The 24404-nt window shown below is 59.6% G+C and carries 19 protein-coding genes and 3 pseudogenes; 12 read left to right on the plus strand and 10 right to left on the minus strand.

The window, feature by feature from the left end; genetic code table 11:
- Positions 1–297 precede the first annotated feature (297 nt).
- Positions 298–2199, minus strand: coding sequence for a site-specific integrase (locus ACIGHL_RS21335; RefSeq protein WP_128122013.1), 1902 nt, complete (start codon positions 2197–2199; stop codon positions 298–300).
- Between the two features lie 461 nt (positions 2200–2660).
- On the opposite strand from ACIGHL_RS21335, the pseudogene ACIGHL_RS21340 reads away from it, so the two are divergent.
- Positions 2661–3577: pseudogene (locus tag ACIGHL_RS21340) on the plus strand (ABC transporter substrate-binding protein).
- Between the two features lie 15 nt (positions 3578–3592).
- Positions 3593–3850 (plus strand): annotated as a pseudogene (locus tag ACIGHL_RS21345) (FAD-binding protein); the annotation flags it as partial.
- Between the two features lie 438 nt (positions 3851–4288).
- Here the strand turns inward: ACIGHL_RS21345 and ACIGHL_RS21350 are convergent.
- From ACIGHL_RS21350 to ACIGHL_RS21375, 6 genes are all read right to left on the minus strand, one after another.
- Positions 4289–4966, minus strand: a complete 678-nt coding sequence (locus tag ACIGHL_RS21350) for a DMT family transporter (protein WP_125020920.1) — start codon at positions 4964–4966, stop codon at positions 4289–4291.
- The gene (locus ACIGHL_RS21355; RefSeq protein WP_125020921.1) at positions 4930–5217 is read right to left on the minus strand and encodes a hypothetical protein; all 288 of its coding nucleotides are present in this window, start codon (positions 5215–5217) and stop codon (positions 4930–4932) included. The genes ACIGHL_RS21350 and ACIGHL_RS21355 overlap by 37 nt, the downstream gene beginning before the upstream one ends.
- 220 nt (positions 5218–5437) lie before the next feature.
- A complete protein-coding gene (locus ACIGHL_RS21360) occupies positions 5438–6700 on the minus strand; it encodes an MFS transporter (protein ID WP_125020922.1) in 1263 nt (420 codons plus the stop codon).
- 969 nt (positions 6701–7669) lie between these two features.
- Positions 7670–8194, minus strand: a complete 525-nt coding sequence (radC, locus tag ACIGHL_RS21365; protein ID WP_230358357.1) for a RadC family protein — start codon at positions 8192–8194, stop codon at positions 7670–7672.
- 768 nt (positions 8195–8962) lie between these two features.
- On the minus strand, positions 8963–10117 hold the full coding sequence (locus ACIGHL_RS21370) for an acyl-CoA dehydrogenase family protein (RefSeq protein ID WP_125020924.1): 1155 nt from the start codon (positions 10115–10117) through the stop codon (positions 8963–8965).
- 65 nt (positions 10118–10182) lie between these two features.
- The gene (locus ACIGHL_RS21375) at positions 10183–11031 is read right to left on the minus strand and encodes an IclR family transcriptional regulator (protein WP_125020925.1); all 849 of its coding nucleotides are present in this window, start codon (positions 11029–11031) and stop codon (positions 10183–10185) included.
- Positions 11032–11284: 253 nt separating this feature from the next.
- Between ACIGHL_RS21375 and ACIGHL_RS21380 the strand changes: the two genes are divergently transcribed.
- From ACIGHL_RS21380 to ACIGHL_RS21425, 10 genes are all read left to right on the plus strand, one after another.
- Positions 11285–12070 carry an enoyl-CoA hydratase gene (locus ACIGHL_RS21380; RefSeq protein WP_216707337.1) on the plus strand — a complete coding sequence of 262 codons (786 nt, stop codon included), beginning with the start codon at positions 11285–11287 and terminating at the stop codon, positions 12068–12070.
- Between the two features lie 2 nt (positions 12071–12072).
- A complete protein-coding gene (locus tag ACIGHL_RS21385) occupies positions 12073–13602 on the plus strand; it encodes a 3-hydroxyacyl-CoA dehydrogenase (RefSeq protein WP_216707336.1) in 1530 nt (509 codons plus the stop codon).
- A gap of 23 nt (positions 13603–13625) precedes the next feature.
- A complete protein-coding gene (locus ACIGHL_RS21390; protein WP_216707335.1) occupies positions 13626–14828 on the plus strand; it encodes a 3-oxoadipyl-CoA thiolase in 1203 nt (400 codons plus the stop codon).
- 71 nt (positions 14829–14899) lie between these two features.
- Positions 14900–16132, plus strand: coding sequence for a CaiB/BaiF CoA transferase family protein (locus ACIGHL_RS21395; protein ID WP_216707334.1), 1233 nt, complete (start codon positions 14900–14902; stop codon positions 16130–16132).
- Positions 16133–16234: 102 nt separating this feature from the next.
- On the plus strand, positions 16235–17221 hold the full coding sequence (locus ACIGHL_RS21400; RefSeq protein ID WP_216707333.1) for a Bug family tripartite tricarboxylate transporter substrate binding protein: 987 nt from the start codon (positions 16235–16237) through the stop codon (positions 17219–17221).
- 60 nt (positions 17222–17281) lie between these two features.
- The gene (locus tag ACIGHL_RS21405; RefSeq protein ID WP_216707332.1) at positions 17282–17794 is read left to right on the plus strand and encodes a tripartite tricarboxylate transporter TctB family protein; all 513 of its coding nucleotides are present in this window, start codon (positions 17282–17284) and stop codon (positions 17792–17794) included.
- Between the two features lie 24 nt (positions 17795–17818).
- Entirely contained in the window at positions 17819–19294 is a 1476-nt protein-coding gene (locus ACIGHL_RS21410; RefSeq protein ID WP_216707331.1) for a tripartite tricarboxylate transporter permease, read from the plus strand.
- Positions 19295–19332: 38 nt separating this feature from the next.
- Positions 19333–20082 carry an electron transfer flavoprotein subunit beta/FixA family protein gene (locus tag ACIGHL_RS21415; RefSeq protein ID WP_216707330.1) on the plus strand — a complete coding sequence of 250 codons (750 nt, stop codon included), beginning with the start codon at positions 19333–19335 and terminating at the stop codon, positions 20080–20082.
- Positions 20083–21012, plus strand: a complete 930-nt coding sequence (locus tag ACIGHL_RS21420) for an electron transfer flavoprotein subunit alpha/FixB family protein (protein ID WP_125020934.1) — start codon at positions 20083–20085, stop codon at positions 21010–21012. It abuts the gene before it with no gap.
- A 707-nt stretch (positions 21013–21719) separates the two neighbouring features.
- The gene (locus ACIGHL_RS21425; RefSeq protein WP_160128628.1) at positions 21720–21869 is read left to right on the plus strand and encodes a hypothetical protein; all 150 of its coding nucleotides are present in this window, start codon (positions 21720–21722) and stop codon (positions 21867–21869) included.
- Here ACIGHL_RS21425 and ACIGHL_RS21430 read toward each other — a convergent pair.
- From ACIGHL_RS21430 to ACIGHL_RS21440, 3 genes and pseudogenes are all read right to left on the minus strand, one after another.
- A complete protein-coding gene (locus tag ACIGHL_RS21430; protein WP_375708240.1) occupies positions 21850–22713 on the minus strand; it encodes a methyl-accepting chemotaxis protein in 864 nt (287 codons plus the stop codon). The two genes, ACIGHL_RS21425 and ACIGHL_RS21430, sit on opposite strands and share 20 nt — an antisense overlap.
- A pseudogene (locus ACIGHL_RS21435) lies at positions 22705–23769 on the minus strand (methyl-accepting chemotaxis protein); the annotation flags it as partial. The pseudogene ACIGHL_RS21435 and the gene ACIGHL_RS21430, both read right to left, overlap by 9 nt.
- A gap of 258 nt (positions 23770–24027) precedes the next feature.
- Positions 24028–24219, minus strand: a complete 192-nt coding sequence (locus tag ACIGHL_RS21440) for a hypothetical protein (RefSeq protein ID WP_125020936.1) — start codon at positions 24217–24219, stop codon at positions 24028–24030.
- Between the last annotated feature and the right edge of the window lie 185 nt (positions 24220–24404).

The raw sequence follows: 24404 nt of genomic DNA on the forward strand, positions 1-24404 counted from the left end.
CACGATGTGATACACGGTAAGCGTTCAGCGTGTGATACAGCTACCCGTGCAGCCTGTGATACAGATACGCAAGGTGAGTTAGCTAGACGCTTACGTTGAGTACGGATGTCGAGGTGGAGAAGAAGCTGGTAACTCCAAGGGGGCGAGATATACAAAAGGATGCGCTCAGAGGGGTGCTTGATTCGGTGGCGGAAAAATATAGCTCCAGCTTTTCGGTGGTTATGATGGATGCGTAGTTTCCTCTGCGTGCTTTGCTTATATTAAAAACCCCGCTTGCTTGGCGGGGTTTTAATTAGGTTATATGGGTCGCGGATGCTTTCTACGATGGCTGTTGATGCTCTTGTTGAGAGTCTCTTCAAAGCGCTCAACAAAGTCCACTCGATAGCTTGTTAGTTGCTTTATGGCTTCGGGGATTGGTAGGAGCTTTAAGGCCGCTAATTTGTGTTGGATCGTGGCTCCGTCGTCGTAATTCTTTCCTGCGATGTCCGAGGGGAGGTGCCCGGTGATCGCATCAACGGTGGTTTTATCAATGGCTGGTAGTGAGATTGGTTCTTCGGGCGCGTGTCCTGTAATTGCGTCAATTAGATACTGGGCTACAGGCGTTCCGCTGCGCCGGATGTTGCGCAAATTGGTTTCTAGCGTGTGTCGGAATGAGTAAATGCTTTTGCCGTCATTCGGCACGTGCACGCCTATCTCGACTAAATATCCTTTGGGTTTTTCGTTAAAGAACTTGCTAGCACTCTTGGCCCATCCTTCCTTGTTGTGGTTCGTATCTTCGTCTCTGGGCGGTAGATAGCTCAGGCCGTCGCCAAACAATTTTTTCTGCTTAGCTTGGCGCTGACTTCCTACGTATTCGAGAAAGCCCAGCTCAATCAAGCGTGGGTGAACCGGAACTTGTCGTGCCTCTTCTGTTTTCACTCGCTTCGCCTCGAAGGCATTTGGATCATCAGGGCAAAAGTCGAAGCACGGATGTCCATCGATCTCCCGGATGTCGGCAGTATCGAGCTGAGCTATTTCGTTTGTGCGAGCGCCGGTGAAGTAAGCGACTAGGGGGAGCCAGAACCAGAATGGATATGCTTTGGTTCTATTGCTTGGAACTGGGCCTTGATAGATGTACCCGGAAAAGATGGCTTCGACATCCTTGGCTGAAAAAGCCTTACCCTTTCGAGTGCGTTCAGACTCGCGCTTCTGAACCTGCTTAATCAACAGGCTGTCCGGGCTGATTGTGGTCAGTTCAAGAAACAAGGCGTGCTCTTGTATGCCCTTCATTGTGGTGATGAAGGTATTCGTTCGGTCATGCCCGGTCATCTGTTCCAAATTATCGGTCAGGAGCTCGCTGAGGGGCGTCGGAGGGGTAAGTGACGCCTCGGCACCAGCCTTCATTCTGCGCGCCGCATCATAGGCTTTCTGCCAGTCCCATTTGGTTAACTGGCATACAGGTTTGTGCTCTGTCAGCACCGTCATTACCCGTGCAAATCGCTCATTTTCTTCGAGTGAGCCGCTGCGGTTGGCTTGCCCACCAGTTGATGATGTATCCGCTTTGTCTCGTTCTAGCTGATGCTGCCACACTTGATAAAGCGTCCAGTTGGCCATTTTGGGGTCAAAGGCTGGCGCCTCTACGCGCGCTGGTGAACGGGCGGTTGCTGAATCAGCTTCTTGTCGCAGGCGGCTAGTAGCCAACTGTTCGCGAAACTTGGGCAGCTCCGATGGAAGTTCGGTGGGTTTGTAGGACCGGGTCAGCTCAAGCAGTTGCAGTGCCAGCGGCTCTAGCTCGCTCGGAATAGGACGGTTGTGCCGTCCTGTCAGTAGCTCAGCAATGCAATGACGCCGCTGGCGTTCTTCTATCTCCGCATTGGATAGCGCAGGCTCTGTTTTTTTCGGGGTGTGGTCTGGGCTGGACCATGCGCCAGCACCATTGCTTTTCGGGCTGCCGCATAGCTCCTCGAAGATGTCGAAGTCTTCCGGGCTGGGCTCGTAGTCGTTGTGCTCGATCATGCGTGAAGCTCGGTCGAAAATTGAATCAAAGCGTGCAGCATGCTGCCGAGCGCGTTTTAGCGCTAGCCTTTCGCTATCAGTTTTTAGTGAGCGCCGTATTTCCCGCTTGCCGTTGACTCGATGGCGCAGGAAGGCTGGGATCACCATCCGGAAGTAGAAGGTTCCGTGGCGATTCCGGGAGAGGTAGGTAGGGGTGGATTTCATCGTAGGCACCTGCTGATGCCCCACTTCGATGTGACTGCTTGATGTCACACCTGCCGGAAATGACAAGCTCAGACAGCACAAAGCCCCGGAGTACGGGGCTTTGTGCTTGTGATGGTGGAGCCGGGGGCTTTATAATTACTGCAATAAGCTATTGATTTTAAAGAAAAGTTATATGGGTCTATCGATAAGTGCCCCCTGAAATGCCCCCTTTGGCAAACTCCCGACGAATGGTCGATAGGGAGTTGAACTGGCGTCCCTTGCGATGGTTCTGCCTGCCGACCATAGGGCATTAGATGAGGATGCGGCGTGACATCGTGAATGATACGCGTGCCTGTGGTTTTATCGGTCGTAGGCCTTTTGCAGAGGCCTGCCACCCGCTTCAGCGAACCCTCGTAGGGACTGAAATCTTTCTATTCATGGAACTGGTGCGCCGTGACGACGAAAGCAACCCGTCGAAGGGCATGCTCGCCGCCCGCGAGCTGGTGCAGCGGGAACAGGTGGCGGTGCTGTTCGGCGGGTTGGACACACCGGTGTCCCTGGCCATCGTGCCGCTGACCAACCAGATGAAGGTGCCGTTCATGGGAGTCTGGGCCGCAGGCACCAAGATCACCGAGAACGGCGCCAAGGACAACTACGTCTTTCGCGTCTCGCGGTCGACGAGCTGGTCGACGAGGCCCTGGTCGAGTACGGCGTCGACAAGCGCGAAATGCAGAAGTCAGGAATGGTTCTGATCAACAACCCCTGGGGCGAATCCAATGAGGCCGGCCTAAAGCGTGCGCTGGACAAGCGCGGCATGACGTCTGCAGGGGGCGAGCGCGTACAGGACAGCGATCTGGACGTATTGCCGCAGCTGACGCGGCTGAGAAATGCTGGCGCCGACTCGCTAATATTGGTGGCGAATGTCGGACCGTCCGCGCAGGTTGTCAAGTCGCTCGACCGCATGGGCTGGGACGTCCCGATCGTCTCCCACTGGGGGCCGGCGGGTGGCCGTTTTGGTGAGCTGGCCGGGCCGGATGCCGAGCGGGTGCATTTCGTGCAGACCTACTTGTTCACCGAAGACAGCGGCGAGAAGGGCAGCGCCCTGCTGGCGGCCCTGAAAGCGCGCTATCCGGAAATCAAGAGCCTGGCGGACGTGACCCCGGCGACCGGCATCGCCAACGCCTATGATGCCATGTACCTGACCGCGCTGGCGATCGAGAAGGCCGGCAGCACCAAAGGCAATGAGGTGCGTGACGGTTTCTACGCCATCGAGCAATACGACGGCCTGATCAAGCAGTACCAGCAACCGTTCGGCCCGGAAAAAAATGATGCCCTGGGACCAAACGATTACATCATCGGTCACTTCGTCGGCGATGAGATCGTTCCCGTCAGGCCCTGAGCTAGCAAGGTGGCGGGCGCGTCGAACGGAGCGGTCGACGCCGGCTTCGTGCCGAACGACATGCAGGTCGGCCAGACCGGCAAGATCGTAGCGCCGCAGCTGTACATCGCCGTGGGCATCTCCGGTGCCGTCCAGCACTTGGCAGGTATGAAAGGCTCCAAGGTGATCGTCGCGATCAACAAGGACGAGGAAGCGCCGCTCTTTCAGGTGGCTGCCTATGGTCTGGTGGGCGATCTGTTCGAGATCGTGCCGGAGGTGGATTCGATGTATTGAGGAAGCACTGCCGCTACGTTGTCAGGGCGTTGTTGGATCCAGCCATGCGTCAGAGTCTCTGCTCTTCGGGCGGCTGTACGGTTCCTTGTGGGCCGGACTTAGGGACCTTATGCCTGGAAAGCCGATCACCATCAGTGTCGCTCGGCTAGCCGGGATCGGCGTCGGTACCGGATTCTGCGTGCTGTCGGGAACCGGCTCTGTCGGGGCGGAAACCCGCGTGCTGGTCATGTGAGCGATTGGCCAACTGAACTACCGCTCCGACGAGAGGGCTCGAAACCTGCAGCGCGGGCAGACACGCACGGTTGGCTCATCCTGCCGGACATGGCCAATCCGGTGTTTGCCAGGATCGTCAGTCGCACCGAGGATAATCTGCGCCAGCAGGGAGGGAAGGGTGGCGCTTCATGTGACGATTACCATCGGCGTGAATGCTCGGAAGTCTCAGCTAGAACATCGAGCCGACGCCCTTAGACGCATCTCAAGGTATTGCTCGCCAAGCAATACCACTAACCCGCTCAGCACGATGATGAAGGTGCCGATGAGGCTCCACAGATTCGGCAGTTCGGCGAAAAACAGGTAGCCCAGCAGGCTGGCGCCGATGATCTGCAAGTAAGTAAACGGTGCCACGAACGGAGCCGGGGCTACCTCGAAGGCGCGCACCAGGCAATAGTGCCCGCAAACACCTAGGATGCCCATGCTGATCAGCAAACCGAGGTGCAACAAACCGTCCGGCGACTGCCAGATAAACGGCAGCATCAGGCTCGTTAATACAAATCCAGCGGCCGCCATGTATGTGTTGGACGTTTCCGGTGTGTCGTGCCCGGCGAGCTTGCGCGACAGAATCTGCGTGAGCGCCGACGTACAAGCGCTCAAGAGCACCAGTAGCGCGGCAGGATGAAAGGCATCGCCACCTGGCTGGATAACAAGCAGCGTGCCAGCGAACCCACAGACGACTGCGATTATTTTCAGCAAGCCCACCTTCTCGGCCAGCATGAACGGCGCCAGCACCAGGATCACCATAGGCGCCGTGAAACTCACCGCCGCTGCGGTCGCCACCGGCACGTACTGGAGCGCACAGAACATCAGGAAGGAGGTAAAACAGAACAGCAGCGACCGCACGATTTGCAACCAAGGGCGTTGAGAGCGAAACAGCGCCGAACCTTTGCGCGGCGCGTGAAGGCCACATGGCCGAAGTAGCGGCACCAGAGCAATTGGATAACCGGATAGAACACGCCGAGGTACTTCACTTCCGCGTTCAGTAGTGGAATCAGAACCGCCGCAGCCAGCATGAACGCCATTGCCCTCACGAACGGATTACGCTTCGGCTCCAACTGCGCCGCCAAGGCCCCATCTTCCCGTTCTGCAAGCATCAAACGCTCCCCTAATGGCTTGTTCTTATGTTGCGGGTGCTGGCTAGTAAGGATAGTGACAATAAGCTCAAAGCGATCGGCGTGGCCGGCCCGGCCTCGGCTTCGTCGGGGTATGCTGCTCGATTCGATAACACCTCGCTGAGGTCGCAGTGAGCAACTAGGGCACACCGCTCGGTATGGCCGCGCCACAGAAGTTGCTACGCTTCGGAAACCCAGCGGTTCAGGCTTTTGATACCGTTAGCTGCGGCAATGTGAAACCCTTCAACGGCAGCCTTAGCGATACCACTGCGGCGATCAAAAGCAGCCCGCCTGAACTACCAAAGGCGAGCCAATGGGTACCGAAATGCTCGAATCCCCACCCGCCTAGCCAAGAGCTGATCATCGCCCCTACCTGATGGCCCAAATAAGCAGTTCCGTACATAACGCCAACTAGCCGCACGCCATAGACGTCCGCGAGTATGGCCGACGAAGCTGCAATACTGCCCGCCCAAACCATTCCACCAATGGCTGCCGCGATGTACAGCTCCCAATGGGTACCCACCAGGAGCAGCGCAAAGAATCCCAGGCCCCGAATGAAGTAAATCGCCCCCAAGATGTTCCTTCGAGGCAGCCGGTCCGACAATCGACCAAGTATCAGCGTTCCAGCGATGGCTACGAGGCCGATAAGCCCGATGCCATAAGAACTCGTCATGGCATCGAATCCGTGATCCATGAGCATAGGCACACCATGGGTCCCAAGAAGATTCATGCTGTATCCGCATGCGAACAGGCCGAGCACAATTTTCCAAAAGGGCGAAGTGCGCATAGCGGCACCGAACGTGAGCTCCGCAGGCGTCGCATCATTAATGGAGGGCGCAGAACCAGGTGTCGCTGGAAGCAGATCCGCGTTTTGCGGCACCTCGTCCTTAATGATGAATAAGGCTGCCGGCACGGTTACCACAGCAAATGAAATAGCGAAGCCGACAAGGGTGGTTTGCCAGTCAAATAAGGTAATGGAGAGAGTTAGCAGCGGCGTCATAACCGCCATGCCAGCCATTGAGCCCGTGGACAGAAAGAACAGCGCCATACCACGTTGCCGAGTAAACCACCGGCTAATGACTGGGGTCAGGGCTACTGGACTAGTGAACGCGAGACCAACCGAGAGCAGCACGCCGAATGAGAGTAGAAACGTGAAAGGCGTACGCGCAACGACCGTCCACATCGTTGAGGCAATAACTATCGCCGTTCCAAGCAATAGTACCGAGCGCGTACCTATGGCCCCAACAAGGTATCCCGCCAAAGGCATCGCTAAACCATAGAACAGCATTCCAACCCCAACGATGGTAGCCAGAAGACTGCGGCTAAAACCCAGGTCTTCCGCCATTGGTAGGAAAAATGGCCCGATCCCGAGGCGCATTCCAACCGTCAGCAGCGTGAGGACCGTGGCGGCAGCAACGATGTTCCAGCCGTGGTACCGGTTACCTTCTGGAAGGGATGAGGACATAGATCGCACCTCTGAAATGGGATTCCTGGTTACTCATTCAAACTAACAAACAATCCCGCGTCCGACCTTCTGCATTCTTCGGTAGGCCTATCCAGATTATAAAACTTCGCCGTGAGGCTGCTTTGCGCCGGAAGCGGAAGCTCTTGAACGGCGAGTCGATGTCCTCCGGAACGTCATACATCCCGGCAAGCATAACGCGCCGCGGTTTGGTTTCTTGGCTAATCGCAACAACCTTGACCATCGGCTCGCCGGCTTTTGCGATCACGAAGGGATTGCCTTGGCTGGCCCCAAGGATCAGCTGCCACAGGTGGGTCTTGGCATCGTAGATATTGACAATCCTGGGTCCGTTGTCCGGGGTGTTTCGGCCGTCATGTCAGATATTCTTCTCAGCTAACCTTATTGAGGTATGTGCTCGTCTGAACTTCATCAACGGCATACTACTTCGGTAGCTCGGCCTAAATGCCCGAAGCGGATGACGGATGACGCTGGGCTGGATCGGCTGAAGAGCCGGCAAGCCTGCCAGCCATCCTGGACCATCCGCGAATCGAGTAGCTGCGACTGCTCATCGGCGCTGGCAATGGCGTGACCTGGTCTGTTCTGAGGCACTATTACACGGCTTCGTGCGGGAAGTTGCCGTGAGGAAGCTGAACCGCATGCCTTGTCTCACGAACGCAGGTACGGGCGAAGCTCCGCTCCTATGCCGGTACTCTTCCCTATGGAGGGGGGGCTTCACCGTTATCACCCTGGCCTCGCCGAGAGTTCCCGAAGGGGCGCCGGACGCGGCGTTACGATGATCAGCTGGAGAGCAGTGAGGTCGTCACCATAGCTGCATTAGCTCCTGCTCCAGGTTTTTCCAAAGATCGGCTAGCAATGAAAACCCTGTCTGGAGCTATTACGTAATGTTTTGCCGACCATCTGGACCGAGGCTAGGATCGAGCCGCAGCGAACCCGCCTCGGCGGAGAAGGGGCCTAAGCCCCCGTTGCGGCTACAATTAGCCCCAACTCTGCCAACGACACCCGCTCATGAGCAGCCACGATGATGTGATCCAGCGTCCGGACATCGACGAGCGCCAGCGCGTCAGTTAGCCGCTTGGTCAGGGTCCTGTCCGCCTGGCTCGGTTCTGGACTCCCACTCGGATGGTTGTGCGAAAGGATCACCGCCGCGGCATTGAGCTTTAGCGCTTCTTTCACCACTTCCCGCGGGTACACCGAAGCACTGTCGATGGTCCCCCGAAACAATTCGACGTAGCGAATCAGCCTATGCTGGTTGTCGAGAAACAGCACCGCAAAGACCTCGTGCTCAAGACCTGCGAGCTTGGCGCCCAGGTAGTCCTTGACGATGTCAGGAGAAGTAAATGGCGCGCCGCGTTTTCTTTTCAGATCAACGACCTGACGCGCCGCTTCAAGGATTTGATCGGCCGTAGCTGGCAGATAGCGTCCCTGTTCATCACGAACGAGGAGGGAAGCGTCAAAGGAAAACGAAAACTGTGCCATGGCAGCGTGCTCCGGTTGCTCGGGCGAAATTGCCCGGAACCGACCCGGCACGGCGCAGCGCAAGCCGTCACAGGGGCACCGCCGGCCCTAGGCCGCCAACGCGCCCTGCGCGTGCAGCCCTTTACGACGAGCACGCCGTGACAAGGTGAAGGAAACCAGCAAGAACGCCCCATATTCACTCTCTGGCACGGACTGGCAAGCGGAGCGCGCAGGCGTCAGCCGACCTGGGGGAGGGAACGATGGAAGCCCGACGGGGCGAGATGGCCTGCCAGCTCGATGCACAGCACGACAGCGCGGCCCGGCAAGGCCGGGAGACGTCGACCTTCACACCGGCTATCGGGCTCTCAAACCTTTTTTTGTTCGAGGCGCAGCTAACTGTTAGCCGGGTATCGAGCGGCGTAATCGGCCCAAAAGCAACGCGCATGATAAGGCAGCCAAGGCAAAACTCGGTAATAGCATTAGTCGATGCTGCGTTCGCTTGGCACCCACGGGGCTAGCCGAAAGCGTCTATTGAACTGAGGTGGGTTTGGCAGGACTGATTTGCCTAAGGGCGCAATGTACAGCCTCCCACCGAAAGCCGCTGAATACAATTGTGGCTGAAGCCATCGGGCAGCAACGCCTGGTCCCGTTATTGGATAGCTATCCAGGGTCCGTACGCGCGGCATTCGATGGCCTGTCAGTCGCCAGCCATTGCCGAAGATCAACGCCTTCGTAGACTTCGTTGCGGCGCGGCTGGCATCCGGCGCGAGCTGAGGCAGGGTCTGTCTGTCAGCGCTGTGCTTCGCGGATCATGTTGCGGGCTATGATTATTTGCTGGATCTGCGTCGTGCCCTCGTACAGGCGGAACAGGCGCACGTCGCGGTAGAACCGCTCGATGGCATATTCGCTGACGTACCCGGCGCCACCATGGATCTGCACGCCTCGGTCGGCCACGCGGCTGCACATCTCGGTGGCGAACATCTTGGCACAGGATGCCTCGGTGCTGACGTTCAGGCCTTCGTCGCGCTTGCGCGCGGCATCCAGCACCATGCAGCGCGCAGCGTAAATCTCGGCCTTGCTGTCGGCCAGCATGGCCTGGATCAGCTGGAATTCGGCGATGGGCTGTCCGAACTGCTTGCGCTCAATGGCGTACTGCAGGGAGTCGGCAAGCATACGCTCGGCCGCGCCCACAGAGAGTGCGGCGATGTGCAGACGGCCTTTGTCCAGCACTTTCATGGCGGTCTTGAAGCCGACGCCTTCCTTGCCACCGATCAAATTCTCGGCCGGCACGCGGACGTTTTCGAAAATCACGTCGGCGGTGTGGGCGCCTTTTTGGCCCATCTTGTGATCCCGCTTGCCGACCGTGACGCCTGGGATGTTGGCTTCGACGATGAACGAACTGATGCCACCGGCGCCCTTGATTTCACGGTTGGTACGAGCCATTACGGTGAAGATGCCGGCATGAGGCGCATTGGTGATAAAGCGCTTGGTACCGTTAATGACATAGAAATCACCGTCGCGAACGGCGGTGGTCTTCAGGGAGGCGGCGTCGGAGCCGGAGTCCGGCTCGGTTAGGCAGAACGCGCTGAGGAAATCGCCAGCGGCCAGCTTGGGCAGGTACTTGGCTTTCTGCTCGTCTGTACCGTCGAGCAGGATGCCGATGGAGCCAATGCCGTTGTTGGTGCCGATGTAGGAGCGGAACGCCGGGGACGTGCGGCCCAGTTCGAAGGCAATGTTCACTTCCTCTTCCATGGTCACGCCCAGCCCCCCGAAGTCCTCGGGAATGGTCAGACCGAACAGACCCATTTCCTTCATCTGCTCGACGATGTCCGCCGGCATCGAGTCGGTTTCGGCAACTTCGTTTTCGCGCGGGATCAGCGCTTCGTTGACGAACTGGCGGATGGAATCCAGCAGGATTTGCAGCGTTTCCGGATCGCGGATCATGTGTTACTCCTCGAAGGTCCGATGGTCGGACGCGTCATATCGACGAGGCACGACCCGCTTCTTCATCAGCGGGTGCTGGCCTCAATGTTGCTAACCATGTGGACCAGCCGCGGTCCGATGTCCTCTTCCAGCTTTTCGCGCGAGAGCTGAAAACTCGGGCCGCCGCAGTTGAAGGCCAGCAGCCCGTGCTGCGCATGCGTCATGGGCACTGCAACCGCATTCACATCCCGGTGCCACTCGCCAATCGACAGGCAGTAGCCGTAGTCGGCGTAGTCCCGGAACGCCTTTTCCAGGCCTTTGCGGAGCTTGGGCCAGTCCTCGGCATGCCGGGTGCGAATATGGTCCAGCAGAAAATCGCACTCGTTTTCCGGCAAACCAGCCAGGCACGCACGTCCCGCAGCGCTCAGATGCATAGGTAGATGGGTGCCCACCTGACGTCGCATCGTGAGGTTGCCCTGACCGTGCACCACGTCCAGGTAAACCATCTGCAGCCGGTCCCGGGCCGCCATCGCCACCGCCGCATTTGCGTGGTTGGCCATCTGCTCCATTAGAGGGTGCGCTACCGCCCGAATCGACAGATTAGAGAGCATCCCGTAGCCAAACGACATTACACCGACGTCCAGCTGATACTTGCCTTGGGGCAGTTGCTTCAAATAACCCAGGCGCGTCAGCGTGTAAGTCAGACGGCTGACGGTCGGCCGGGGCAGGTTGGCCTTGCGGGCCAGCTCCTGGTTGCTCAACACGCTTTCGCGCGGGCTGAAACAGCGAAGCAACTCCAGGCCGCGCGCCAGCGCAGTTACGAACTGGCGATCCTTTTCCTCATCTTCGAGCGCCGATATCGGATCGAGCAGGACCCGTTCGGTCTCTGAAAGCGCGCCTTGATCCGGGGAGCAATCTTTGATCTTACGTTGCATGGTATAGCCTCTTTTTTTATTAAATCAAGCTTTTCGAAATTGTATTCCGCATAGCGGACATCAAGCAAGCGATGCTTTTAATTTAAAATTATTTTCTGTATGCGCCCTCTGTTGTGCCGTATCTTCCGACCAAAGTCGTATGCGTAGGGGGTGACATTTAAAGAAAACAACGTTAAAACCTATCGCCCACGAAAAAAAGCGAAATACAGTTTCGCATAGCAGACATGTCTGCGTGACCAAAAGCGGAGCAGAGATGAGCCAACCACTCGATCCAGTCGTACTGCTGGAGTATCCCCATAACGGTGTCGCCGTCGTGCGTATCAGCCGTCCCGAAGCCAAGAACGCGCTCAATGCGAGCGTGCGTCATCAGTTGGCTGAGCACTTCCGCGCGCTCGCCCGGCGTGACGACATTCGCGCCGTCGTGCTTACCGGTGGTGAGCAGTTCTTCGTCGCAGGTGCGGATATCAAGGAGTTTGCCAGCGCCTCGCCGATCGAGATGTATGGTCGTCATACCGAGCTGCTATGGGATCCGATTGCTCGCTGTCCGAAGCCGGTCATCGCCGCCGTTAATGGCTTCGCCCTGGGTGGTGGCTGCGAACTGGCGATGCACTGCGACATCATCGTGGCCGGGGAGTCGGCCCGTTTCGGTCAGCCGGAAGTCAAACTCGGTCTAATGCCCGGTGCCGGCGGCACTCAGCGTTTGATTCGCGCGGTCGGCAAGTTCCAGGCCATGCGCATCGCGCTGACCGGCTGCATGGTAAAGGCGCCCGAGGCGTTGGCCATCGGAATGGTCAGCGAAGTGGTGCCGGACGATCAGACCCTTTCGCGCGCCTTGGCCCTGGCCAGCGAAATCGCCGCGCTACCGCCACTGGCTGTGCAACAAATCAAGGAAGTGATGCTGGCCGGCGCCGATCTGCCACTGGACAGCGCGCTGACCCTGGAGCGCAAGGCGTTCCAGCTACTGTTCGATTCCGCTGATCAGAAGGAAGGCGCCGCCGCCTTTTTCGAAAAGCGCAAACCCACCTACCGCGGGGAGTAAGCATGGCTCGCTCGATTAACACCATGGGGCTGGTCGGCACCGGCGTAATGGGTGCAGGCATAGCCCAGATTGCCGCGCAGGCTGGCGTGGAAGTGCGTTTGTATGATGCCCGTGAGGGCGCAGCCGTGACTGCCCGCGACAATCTCGCGAGTACCCTAGGCAAACTGGTGGCCAAGGAAAAGATCACCCAGGCCTCCGCCGACGCTGCCGTGGCGATGCTCAAGCCTGTCACCGCCATCGAAGAGCTCGCCGCTTGCGACATGGTGGTGGAAGCCATCGTCGAAAATCTGGATGCCAAGCGCGGCTTGCTGACTCAGCTCGAAGGCATCGTCGACGCCGAATGCATCCTGGCGACCAACACCTCGTCGCTCTCGGTGAGCGCCATCGCCACAGCCTGTCAGCATCCGCAGCGAGTCGCCGGCTTTCACTTTTTCAACCCTGTTCCATTGATGAGGGTGGTCGAAGTCATCGACGGCATCGCCACCGATCCGGCCGTCAGCGATGCCCTGCTGGACCTGGCCAGGCGCATGGGCCACACCGGTGTGCGCGCCAAGGACACCCCAGGTTTCATCGTCAACCATGCCGGCCGTGCCTACGGTACCGAAGCCCTGAAGATCCTCGGTGAGGGTGTCGCCCCGCAAGGCGATGTGGACCGCATCCTGCGCGAAGGCGCCGGTTTTCGCATGGGCCCGCTGGAGCTGTTCGACCTCACCGCGCTGGACGTTTCCCATCCGGTGATGGAATCGATCTATACCCAGTTCTACAACGACCCGCGCTACACGCCGTCCCCGCTGACCCGCCAGATGCTGGTGGCCGGCCGCGTAGGCCGCAAGGTGGGGCAGGGGTTCTACCGCTACCAGAACGGCCAGATGGTCGATGCGCCGCGACCGCAACCGGTGCCGAGCGTCGAGCGATTGCCGCCAGTGTGGGTCGCCACCGAGAGCGCAGACGACCAGCAGAAGCTGGCCGAGCTTCTCGATGCGTTGGGTGCGCAGGTGGAGGAGGGCGATCGTCCTTCCGAGCAGGCGCTGTGCCTGATAGCGCCGTACGGCGATGACGCCACCACCGCAGCCAACCGCTTCGGCGTGGATGCCGCCCGCACGGTGTGCGTGGACCTGCTGACCGATCTGTCTCGCCATCGCACGCTGATGATGACCCCGGCTACCCGTCCGGACATGCGCGCTGCCGCCCATGCGCTGTTCGCCCGCGATGGCGTGGGCGTCACCGTGATTCGCGACAGCGTCGGCTTTGTGGCTCAGCGAGTGCTGGCCATGGTGGTCAACCTGGCCTGCGACATCGCTCAGCAGCAAATCGCCAGCCCCGAAGACATTGATCAGGCCGTGCGTCTGGGCCTGGGTTATCCGCAGGGCCCGCTGGCCTGGGGCGACAGCCTTGGCCCGCAGCGCCTGCTGTCCATACTCGAGCGCATGGTGGACGTGACCGGCGACCCGCGTTACCGACCGAGCCCTTGGCTGCGTCGCCGTGCCCAACTGGGCTTGTCGTTGCGCCTGGATGAGCCGTCCGCCATATAACCCTTTTCTTTATAGGTATGATCATGCTGAACGCCTACATCTACGCAGGCCTGCGTACTCCCTTCGGTCGCCATGGTGGTGGTCTGGCTCCGGTTCGCCCGGATGATTTAATTGCCGACGTGATCCGCGAGCTGATTGCGCGCACCGGCATTGACGGGGCTGCCGTCGACGATCTGATCCTCGGCAACACCAACCAGGCCGGTGAAGACAGCCGTAACATTGCTCGTCATGCCGTGCTGCTCTCCGGCCTGCCGGTCACCGTGCCCGGCCAGACCGTCAACCGCCTGTGCGCCAGTGGTCTGGCCGCGGTCGTCGATGCTGCACGCGCCGTCACCTGCAACGAAGGCGATCTGTTCGTTGCAGGTGGCGTTGAAAGCATGTCCCGCGCCCCGTTCGTCATGGCCAAGGCCGAAAAAGCCTATAGCCGCGATTACACGATGTACGACAGCACCATCGGCGCGCGCTTCCCGAACCCGAAAATCGTCGAGCAGTTCGGCAACGACAGCATGCCGCAGACCGGCGACAATGTGGCCCGCGAGTTCGGCATCAGCCGTGAAGAGGCAGACACCTTTGCCGCTGCCTCTCAGGCCAAGTTCGAAGCCGCCCGCCAGGCTGGTTTCTTCGCCGAGGAGATCGTGCCGGTGAGCGTGCCGACCGGTCGCAAGACCCCGCCGAGCGTGATCGCCGAGGATGAGCATCCGCGTCCGCAATCCGAGATGACCGCACTGACCAAGCTGCGCCCGCTGTTTGAAGACGGCGTGGTCACCGCGGGTAACGCCTCGGGCGTGAACGACGGTGCCGCCGCGCTGCTGATCGGCAGCCAGGCCGCGGGCGAGAAGCACGGCCTCAAGCCGATGGCACGTATCCTGTCCGCCGCCGTTGCCGGCGTCGAGCCGCGCATCATGGGCGTCGGTCCGGTGGAGGCCATCAACAAGGCACTCACCCGCGCTGGCCTGAGCCTGGCTGACATGGACATCATCGAGATCAACGAAGCCTTCGCCTCGCAGGTGTTGGGCTGCCTGAAGGGCCTAGAGGTGGCGTTCGACGACCCGCGCGTTAACCCGAACGGTGGCGCCATCGCCGTGGGCCATCCGCTGGGGGCTTCCGGGGCGCGCCTGGCGCTGTCCACCGCGCGCGAACTGCAGCGCAGCGGCAAGCGCTACGCGGTGATCAGCCTGTGTATCGGTGTCGGCCAGGGCCTGGCCATGGTCATCGAGCGCGTCTGAGCACAGGCCGTTTGCTCATCTGAACCAGGTCGGCGGCGTTCTGCGCCGGCCGTGTTGAAAAGGTAAGAGACATGGGTGCATTGAGTGGGATTCGGGTGCTCGACCTGAGTCGTGTATTGGCTGGCCCCTGGTGCGGCCAGGTTCTGGCCGACCTTGGCGCCGAAGTGATCAAGGTCGAACGGCCGCGTGTGGGTGATGACACCCGTGGCTGGGGCCCGCCTTACATGAAAACGCCGGATGGCGAGAACAGCGTCGAGGCGTCCTATTACCAGTCCACCAACCGCAACAAGCTGTCGGTGGCTGTGAACATCGCCACGCCCGAAGGTCAGGAACTGGTGCGAGCACTGGCGGCCACCTCCGACGTGCTGATCGAGAATTACAAGGCCGGCTCGCTGGCCAAGTACGGGCTGGATTACGACAGCCTGTCGAAGCTCAATCCGCGCCTGGTCTACTGCTCGATCACCGGTTTCGGTCTGACCGGCCCGCGCGCCGAAGAGCCCGGCTACGACTTCATCATCCAGGGCATGGGCGGTCTGATGAGCATCACCGGCGAGAAGGACGGTGTGCCGGGTGCCGGCCCGCAGAAAGTGGGCGTGGCCGTGGCGGATGTAATGACCGGCCTGTATTCCACCATCTCCATCCAGGCGGCGTTGCTGGCCCGTGAGAAGACAGGTCGCGGCCAGCACTGCGATATGGCGCTGCTGGACGTGCAGGTGGCGGCCCTGGGCAACCAGAGCCAGAACTACCTGAGCACCGGCAAACCGCCGGGCCGTCAGGGCAACGCCCACGTAAACATCGTGCCGTATCAGGTATTCACCGCCAGCGACATGGATTTCATCGTCGCCTGTGGCAACGACACACAGTTCGCGGCCCTGTGCGATGCCATCAGCCTGCCGGAACTGCCGCTGGACCCGCGCTTCACCAAGAACGCCGACCGCGTGCGCAACCGCGACGCCATCGTCGGGCTGCTGTCCGAGCACTTCCTCAAGGACACCGCCGACAATTGGGTGAGCCGGATCCATGCGGCGAAGGTACCGGTCGGCGTGATCAACGACATCGGCCGCGCCCTGGCCGAACCGCAGGTACTGGCGCGCAACATGCTGGTCGACATCCCGCACGCCAAGAATCCGGACTTCAGGATGGTCGGGAGCCCGGTGAAGCTTTCCGATACGCCGGTCGAGTACCAGCGGCCGGCGCCGATGCTCGGTGAACACACGGAGCAGGTGCTGAAGTCCCGACTGGGACTTTCAGCCGATGCGCTGGAGGCGCTGAAAAGCAAGGGGGTCATCGAGCAACTCAAGTAACTCATCCAGTAACCGGTACTGGCTCACTGCCTGAGCTGGACGTAAGCCCGGTCATGTTGCGACATGCCGGGTCATCAAACACGCAACCACAAGAGAGATAATATGAACAAGTTGATGAAAATGCTGGTGGCGACAAGCGTTGCCGTGTTGCTTCCGCTGCTCGGTACGGCCGCCCAGGCTGCCGATTGGCCGTCCAAGAACATCACGCTGGTCGTTCCGTACGCCGCCGGTGGCTCCACGGATATCCTGTCCCGTCGGGTGGCTGACTTGCTGGGCACGGAACTGGGTGTGAACGTGATCGTCGAGAACCGCCCGGGTGCCGGCACCACGGTTGCCACCGCGCAACTGGCCCGCGTTTCCAAGCGCGATGCCGATTACCGCGTGCTGATGGCCTCCCCGGGGCACACTGTCGGCGCGAGTCTTTATCCCCTGGCCTACGACCCGGTAAAAGACGTCCGCTTTATTCAGAACGTTATTGATATCCCTAACGTCCTGGTTGTACCGGCCAAGAGCAAGTTCCAGACCTTCGAAGAGTTTGTGCAAGCCGCGAAAACCGAGCAGCTCTCCTTCAGCTCGCCCGGCATCGGCAGCTCCATCCATATGTCGGGTGAACTGTTCAAAGCCAAGATCGGTGCGTCCCAGATGACCCACGTTCCGTTCCGTGGGAGTGGCGAGGCACTTCCGGCACTGCTGTCGGGTGATGTCGACTTTTCGTTCGAGAACCTGCCGACTGTCTATCCGATGATCAAGTCCGGGCAGCTGCGGGTACTGGCTGTCAGCACCAGCGAGCCTTCGCCCTTCCTGCCGGACGTGCCGACCGTGCAGTCCGTCGGTGCTGAGCAGGGGCTGTCCGACTTTGCCACCTCCGCCTGGTTCGGTCTCATCGGTAGCGCCTCGATGTCCGACGAGGCCTACGGCAAGCTGCAGACCGGCGTAAACAATGTCATGCAAAGCCAGGCGTTCAAGGATTTCCTTCCGCAGCTGGGCGCTGTCGCCGGCAAGGAATCCGGGGAAGCGTTCAAGTCCATGGTCGAGCGGGATATCAAGCAGTGGGCTGATTTGGTCGAAGCCGCCGGACTCGGCGAATAAGCCTCAACAGCTTCAAGGGGGCGTCGCCGCGAGGGACGCCTCTGCCTAACTGGATGGATTATGAAAAACACCGCCATTCGCCAGAGAGTCTCCAGGCTTGCCAGCGTCGATGCAGCTGCCGGTCTGGTTCTCATCGTGGCATCCCTTACATTTCTGTTTTATCTGGTTCCAGCGTACATCGTTGAGCCTCGCAGGCTTCAGTCACCTCTGCTGTCGCCCCTGATCCTTCCTCAGATCATGGGGTGGATGATTCTGTTGCTTGGTATCGGTCTGGTGCTGGGCACGATGTTCGGCCCGAAGCGTGAGCGGGCAGAAAAGTACACCAAACTGCGCGACTTGCCGCTCCATCAATGGCTGCTGCCGTTGCTGGCCTTCGCCGTTTACTACTTCGGGCTCGAGCTGCTAGGCGCGGCGGTCTGTGGCGTGCTGGCCACGATGTTGCTGTTCGTTGCCATGGGGATCAGGCGCATTGGTATTTATCTGCTGGGTGTTGCGATGCCGATCGGTATCTGCCTGGCCTTCGACTATGGCCTGAATGTTCCCCTGCCTTACGGCTCCCTCTGGGGATATTGAGTACCCGCTTGATGAGACTATGAAATGGACCAGATCCTCGAGGTGCTCAGCCTTTTCCTGAGCGTGGAAAACATCCTGATGATCGCGCTCGGCGTGGTGATTGGCGTCGTGATCGGCGCCATTCCTGGGCTGACCGCAACCATGGCGGTAGCCCTGGCGCTGCCGTTCACCTTCGGCATGGAGCCTGTCACCGCGATCCTGCTGCTGGTCGGTATCTACAAGGGCGGCATGTATGGCGGATCGATCACTGCCATCCTGATCCGCACCCCGGGCTCGCCAGCGTCGGCCAGCACGCTGCTGGACGGTTACCCGATGGCGCAGAAGGGTGAAGCCAAGAAAGCGCTGTCCATGGCGCTGTACGCGTCCTGTATCGCCGACTTCATCTCCAATCTGTCGCTGATCTTCCTGGCGGGTTACCTGGCCAAGCTGGCGCTGAACTTCGGGCCGCCGGAGTATTTCTGGCTGATTTGCTTCTCGCTGACCATCATCATTTCCGTCTCCGGTGATTCGGTGATGAAGGGATTGGTCGCCGCTGCTTTAGGTGTGATTCTCGCGCTGGTTGGCATGGATCCGGTCTACGGTACCGAGCGCCTGACTTTCGGCAGTTACAACCTGATGGATCGCATCAACTTCATCCCGCTGTTGATTGGTCTGTTCGCCATTCCCGAGATCCTCGAGTTCTATCTGTCGCGGGCCCGTGAGCACATCCAGACCGCCGTGGCGGGTGCCGACGTGACCTGGCAGGAGCTCAAAGGCAGCATGCGCAGCATCGTTCGCGGCAGCTTCATCGGTGTGATTATCGGTGCCATTCCGGGCACTGGCGCGACGGCCGCTTCGTTCATCTCCTACTCGGAGGCACGCCGCAATTCGCCCAACAGGGACAACTTCGGCAAGGGCGAAATCGAGGGTGTCGCCGCGGCCGAGGCGGGCAACAACGCAGTTGCCGGCGCGACCATGATTCCGCTGCTGTCATTGGGAATCCCCGGCGACGTGATCACCGCGATCATCCTCGGCGCTTTCATGATCCATGGACTGACTCCCGGACCGATTCTTTTCCAAGAGAACATGAATCTGATCTACGCGCTGTTCTGCGGCATCATGCTCAGCTCCGTGGTGCTGTTCGGTACCGGCAAACTGGCGATCCGGTATTTTTCCAGGATTGCCGACGTTCCCAAGCGGATCCTGTTCCCCATCGTGTTGATGTTCTGCATCTACGGCGCCTACGCCGTGAACAACAGCACCTTCGATATCGCTGTCATGCTGGTGTTCGGCCTGGTCGGCTTCGTTTTCAACCGTACCGGATTCGCCTCAGCACCGTTTCTGATCGGTTTCATCCTGGGGCCGATGCTGGAAGACAACTTCCGTCGTTCCCTGCTGATCAGCAGCAACAGTTTCGATGTGTTTATTCGTGGCCCCATCGACTGGTTCTTCATCGCGCTAACGGTGCTATCTCTGGGCTTTGCCTTGCGCCGCTACCTTCAATCGCTACGCACCAATTGATCGCCGCCACCTCTGTGGTGCCTGCAATCGGAGACAATATGAAAATACTGGTAACAGTCAAACGAGTGGTCGATTACAACGTCAAGGTTCGCGTCAAGGCGGACAACTCCGGCGTCGACCTCGCCAACGTCAAGATGTCGATGAACCCCTTCTGCGAAATTGCCGTGGAAGAAGCCGTGCGCCTGAAAGAGAAAGGCGTCGCGAGCGAGATCGTCGTGGTTTCCATCGGCCCGACCGCTGCCCAGGAGCAGCTGCGTACAGCGCTGGCGCTGGGTGCCGATCGCGCCGTACTGGTCGAGTCGGCCGAAGAGCTCAATTCGTTGGCGGTCGCCAAGTTGTTGAAGGCCGTAGTCGACAAGGAGCAGCCGCAACTGGTCATCCTTGGCAAGCAGGCCATCGACAGCGACAACAACCAGACCGGCCAAATGCTGGGTGCACTGACTGGCTTCGCCCAGGGCACTTTCGCGTCGAAGGTCGAAGTAGAAGGCGACAAGGTCAAGGTCGAGCGTGAAATCGATGGCGGCGCACAAACCGTTGCGCTGAATCTGCCGGCGATTGTCACCACCGACCTGCGTCTGAACGAGCCGCGCTATGCGTCGCTGCCGAACATCATGAAGGCCAAGAAAAAGCCGCTGGAAGTGCTGACGCCCGACGCGCTGGGCGTAGCTACTGCTTCCACCGTCAAGACCCTGAAAGTCGAAGCACCTGCCGCGCGCAGCGCCGGCATCAAGGTCATGTCTGTGGCTGAACTGGTCGAGAAATTGAAGAACGAGGCGAAGGTTATCTAAATGACTATCCTGGTTATCGCTGAACACAACAATGCCGTTCTGGCCGCTGCGACCCTCAATACCGTGGCTGCCGCGAAAGCTATCGGCGGCGACATTCATGTGCTGGTAGCCGGTAGCAATTGTGCGGCCATTGGCGAAGCGGGTTGCAAAATCGAAGGCGTCTCCAAGGTAATGGTTGCTGATGATGCCGCCTACGCTCATCAGCTACCGGAAAACGTCGCGCCGTTGATCGCCGGTCTGGCCAAGGAGTACAGCCACGTACTGGCTGCTGCCACCACTAACGGCAAGAATTTCCTGCCGCGCGTAGCCGCCCAGCTGGACGTTGATCAGATCTCCGAAATCATCGCCGTTGAAAGCGCTGATACCTTCCGGCGTCCAATCTACGCTGGTAACGCCATCGCGACCGTCCAGTCCAGCGCACAGATCAAAGTGATCACGGTTCGCGCGACCGGTTTCGATCCGGTTAATGCCGAAGGTGGCTCCGCTAGCATCGAACAGGTGTCCGGCACTGGCGATGCAGGGGTTTCGTCGTTTGTTGGTGAGGAGCTGGCCAGGTCCGATCGCCCTGAACTGACTGCTGCAAAGGTCGTTATCTCCGGCGGTCGTGGCATGCAGAATGGCGAGAACTTCAAGCACCTGTATTCGCTGGCCGACAAGCTTGGCGCTGCCGTCGGCGCCTCGCGCGCGGCGGTCGACGCCGGCTTCGTACCGAACGACATGCAGGTCGGCCAGACCGGCAAGATCGTTGCGCCGCAGCTGTATATCGCGGTGGGCATCTCCGGTGCCATCCAGCACCTGGCCGGCATGAAAGACTCCAAGGTGATCGTCGCGATCAACAAGGACGAAGAAGCGCCGATCTTCCAGGTTGCCGATTATGGCCTGGTGGGCGATCTGTTCGAGATCGTGCCGGAGCTCGAGCGACTCGTCTAACCGAGTCGTTTAGCAAAATATTCGCTTCCGCAGGGCGATGCCGATAGGCCTAAGTGCCGCGGCCTGCGGTCCTGCGGTAGCGGATGGTTGAGATCCACCGTCCATGGCCCGCCGGGCGCATGGACGATTGACGATTGACGATGGGGCACTTTAGTCCCACCGCGTTTCATCATTTCGCTACTCGGGCTGGCGTCTCGGTCGGCCCCTCCTAACGTCCCCAAGTGATCCTGAACATCAGTCGCTTCGACGGGTAACGCCCGATGCGTACGGTCGTGCAGTTGTTCGCGTATCGCCAGCATTGCGGTCCAGGCTAACGGCTTTTGGAGACTACTGAAGATTTAGCGTGTGCTTAGGCACAGGGTCCAGTGTCAGGCTTCTGTTCTTGGTCAGGCCGATTGTCTCCGACCCTGGTGTCGCGCGTGAGCTTGATCTTCCCATCGGCAGCTCGCTTCGGGCCGCTTCCAGCGCCTGGGAGAGTACGCAATTGACTAATGCCCGGTTTACCAGCCTGAGCACGACAAGCCAGCGCTCGTCGCGCGGGAGGGAAGTGGAAACGGGGCGATGACGGAAGCGCCCATCTGAACAGCCGCAGTAGCCGCCACGTCCAACGCGCGCGCCACCAAAAACAGCACTTTCGCGATGACGAGGCCCTCAACCAGACTTCAGGCAGCGAAGCCGGACCGACCAGCGGGCCGAGGAGACCGAGCATGGTGATCCGACCGCCACGCCAAGCCATCCACAACAAAGAAAGTGCTGTGCTGGTACATTTTTTTCGCGGCTTTGGCCATCAGGAACTGGAAAGTTTGATGGCCAAGCTATACCGCTACCAGCGCCGAATCAGATCTGAAAGCGGCTGACCGTCGTGGCCAACTGATTGCCCAGGCGCGCAAGCTCTGTACTCGACTTGGCAATTTCCTGTGTCGCAGTGCTGCTCTGCTCGGTCACATTACGCACACTGAGCACGCTGCGGCTGATTTCCTCTGCCACAGCGCTCTGCTGTTCGGCCGCAGCGGCGATTTGCTGATTCATCGACTGGATGTTTGATACGCCACTATTGATAGCGCCCAGCGAGGTGCCAGCCTTGCGGGTCAGCGCCACGCTGCTGACGGCCAGGCTATGGCTGCTGCTCAGACTTGCCGCCACACGCTGGGTACCGTTCTGCAGGCCGGCTACCAACGCTTCGATCTCCTCGGTGGACTGCTGGGTGCGCTGAGCCAGGGTACGTACTTCGTCAGCGACAACGGCGAAGCCGCGACCCGCCTCGCCCGCGCGCGCCGCTTCGATGGCCGCGTTCAGCGCCAACAGATTGGTCTGTTCGGCGACTGCCTTGATCACGTCCATTACGCTGCCGATTCTATTACTCTCCTGTTCGAGCTGGTTCATCGCCTCGTTGGAACGGGTGGCTTCCTGGGCCAGCCGCTCGATCTGGATGATGACTTCGCTGACGACGTGATCGCCCTTACGCGCCTCGCCGTCTGCATGAGTAGCCGCTTCTGCTGCCAGTTCTGCGTTACGCGCCACTTCCTGCACAGTGGCAGCCATCTCATGCATGGCCGTGGCGACCTGGTCGGTCTCAGCCATCTGTTTTTGCGCACCGGTGCTGGTCTGTTCGGTCACGACTGACAGCTCTTCGGCAGCGCTGGAGATCTGGGTCGCGCTGTCGCGGATGCCGCCGATCAGCTCGCGCAGGGTATCGCCCATGCTCTGGATGCCACGCTGCAGATTGCCCAGTTCGTCGCGACGGGTCGAGACCGGGAAGGGGGTCAAATCGCCTGAAGCGATGCGCTCGGCGATGGCCATCGTTTGCTGCAGGGGCTGCGTGACCTGGCGGGTGATCACCATCGCGGCGATCAGGCTCAACAACAGCGCGGCCAGGACACCGATGATCTGCAGCGTACGCGCAGCTGCGTCCTCGCTGTCACGCAAGGCCAGTTGGCTATGCCGCAGCTCGGCCGTCAAACTCTGCATGGTGTTGGCATGCTCGGTCATGCCCGGGCCGGTGCCTTTCAAGGCGCGCAGGCTGTCTTTGTACTGATCCAGCGAGGCGAAATAGCCGCCCAGGGCGGTCTTGAGTTGCTTCAGCTCAGCGGGGAAGTCTGCGGCCAGTTCCGGCTCGATACGCGACAGTTCGGCCTGGGTGGTCTGCATCTGTTTGCTTAGCGTGGCCTCGCGCTCAGCCGATCCGGTCATCATGAAGCCGCGTACCTCGTACCGGGTCATCAGCATCTCGTCGTTGAACGAGGTGAAGGCACGGAACAGTCGGGCACGCTCTTCGGCAATTTCCATCCGGTCAATTTGGCCGCGCACTTCATTGATGCTGGCCACGACCTGGTTGCCTTGAACGATCATGTTGCGCCGTGCCGTCTGGGTGCCGGCCACGGCGGCGCGCATCTGCTGCAGCGCTGTCTCGTATGCCTGGATGGCTTGCCCGATTTGCTCGAGCAAACTGAAATTGGAGGTCTTGTTGAAATTTTGTTTTATTGTCTGGTGCTTGGCCTGCAACGCTTCCAAGTCGGCCTGGGCCTTTTTCAAGGCGGTCTCGTCACCGTCGGTGAGCATGTATTGCAGACGGCTGATCTGCGTTTGGCTAGTAGCCGCGTCCAACGAGGCAACATCGCCCATGCGGTCGCTACGCAAGATGAAGCTGCTCAAGCTGCTCCACCCGATGACAGCCAGCGCGACTGTAAACAGCAGCACTACACCGAAGCCAAGACCCAATTTGTGATAGACACGTAGGTTGCCAAGCCAACTCAACATTTTCGATTCTCCGAAGTTACCTAGGCAGGAGAGCGCCCATCACGAGCGCCAATGCTCTTGCCGGTTCAGGTCTCTATCGGCAAGGTGCGAGCTGGCTTGAATGATGTCCGCGCTGCAAAATTGGATTTCGAAAACTGCCGCCTACCTCTTCAGCACGACATTACTTGGTCATCAAGGGAGAAGAGCAGAGCAGTGTACTGAAAGCGCCGTGAGCTCCATGCGCAGTTCAGGGCGCGATCGGTGCGTCCGTGCCGTCTTTCACAGAGGCCCCCTAAATCGATACGCAACAGGCGAATCCAGTTCAGTAGGTCTCTGCCGCAGCAGGATCGGCCAGCAGACCAGCAGGTAGCCCAGCACGATCGGCATCATCACTGACGCGGCCCCGTAGGTCCGGGCGACGATCAGTTGTCCCGCATAGGTCAGCTCGGTCACGGCGATGAAGCGCTTCATGGTCGACCCTTACGATGAAATCCTCGAAATCATAGCAAGGGCTTGATCAGACGTTTTTACACACTCTGGGCCGGGAGCTGCCCGTCAAGATGGTCAACTTTGAGCATGATCTTTTTTGCGTTCACTGATCCCATTCAATCTCAAGCCAAGCCCCTTGTCGTGATCTTTCGTATTGCCGCGGGTAT

Source organism: Pseudomonas sp. NPDC077451 (assembly GCF_044543345.1).
Lineage (GTDB): Bacteria > Pseudomonadota > Gammaproteobacteria > Pseudomonadales > Pseudomonadaceae > Stutzerimonas.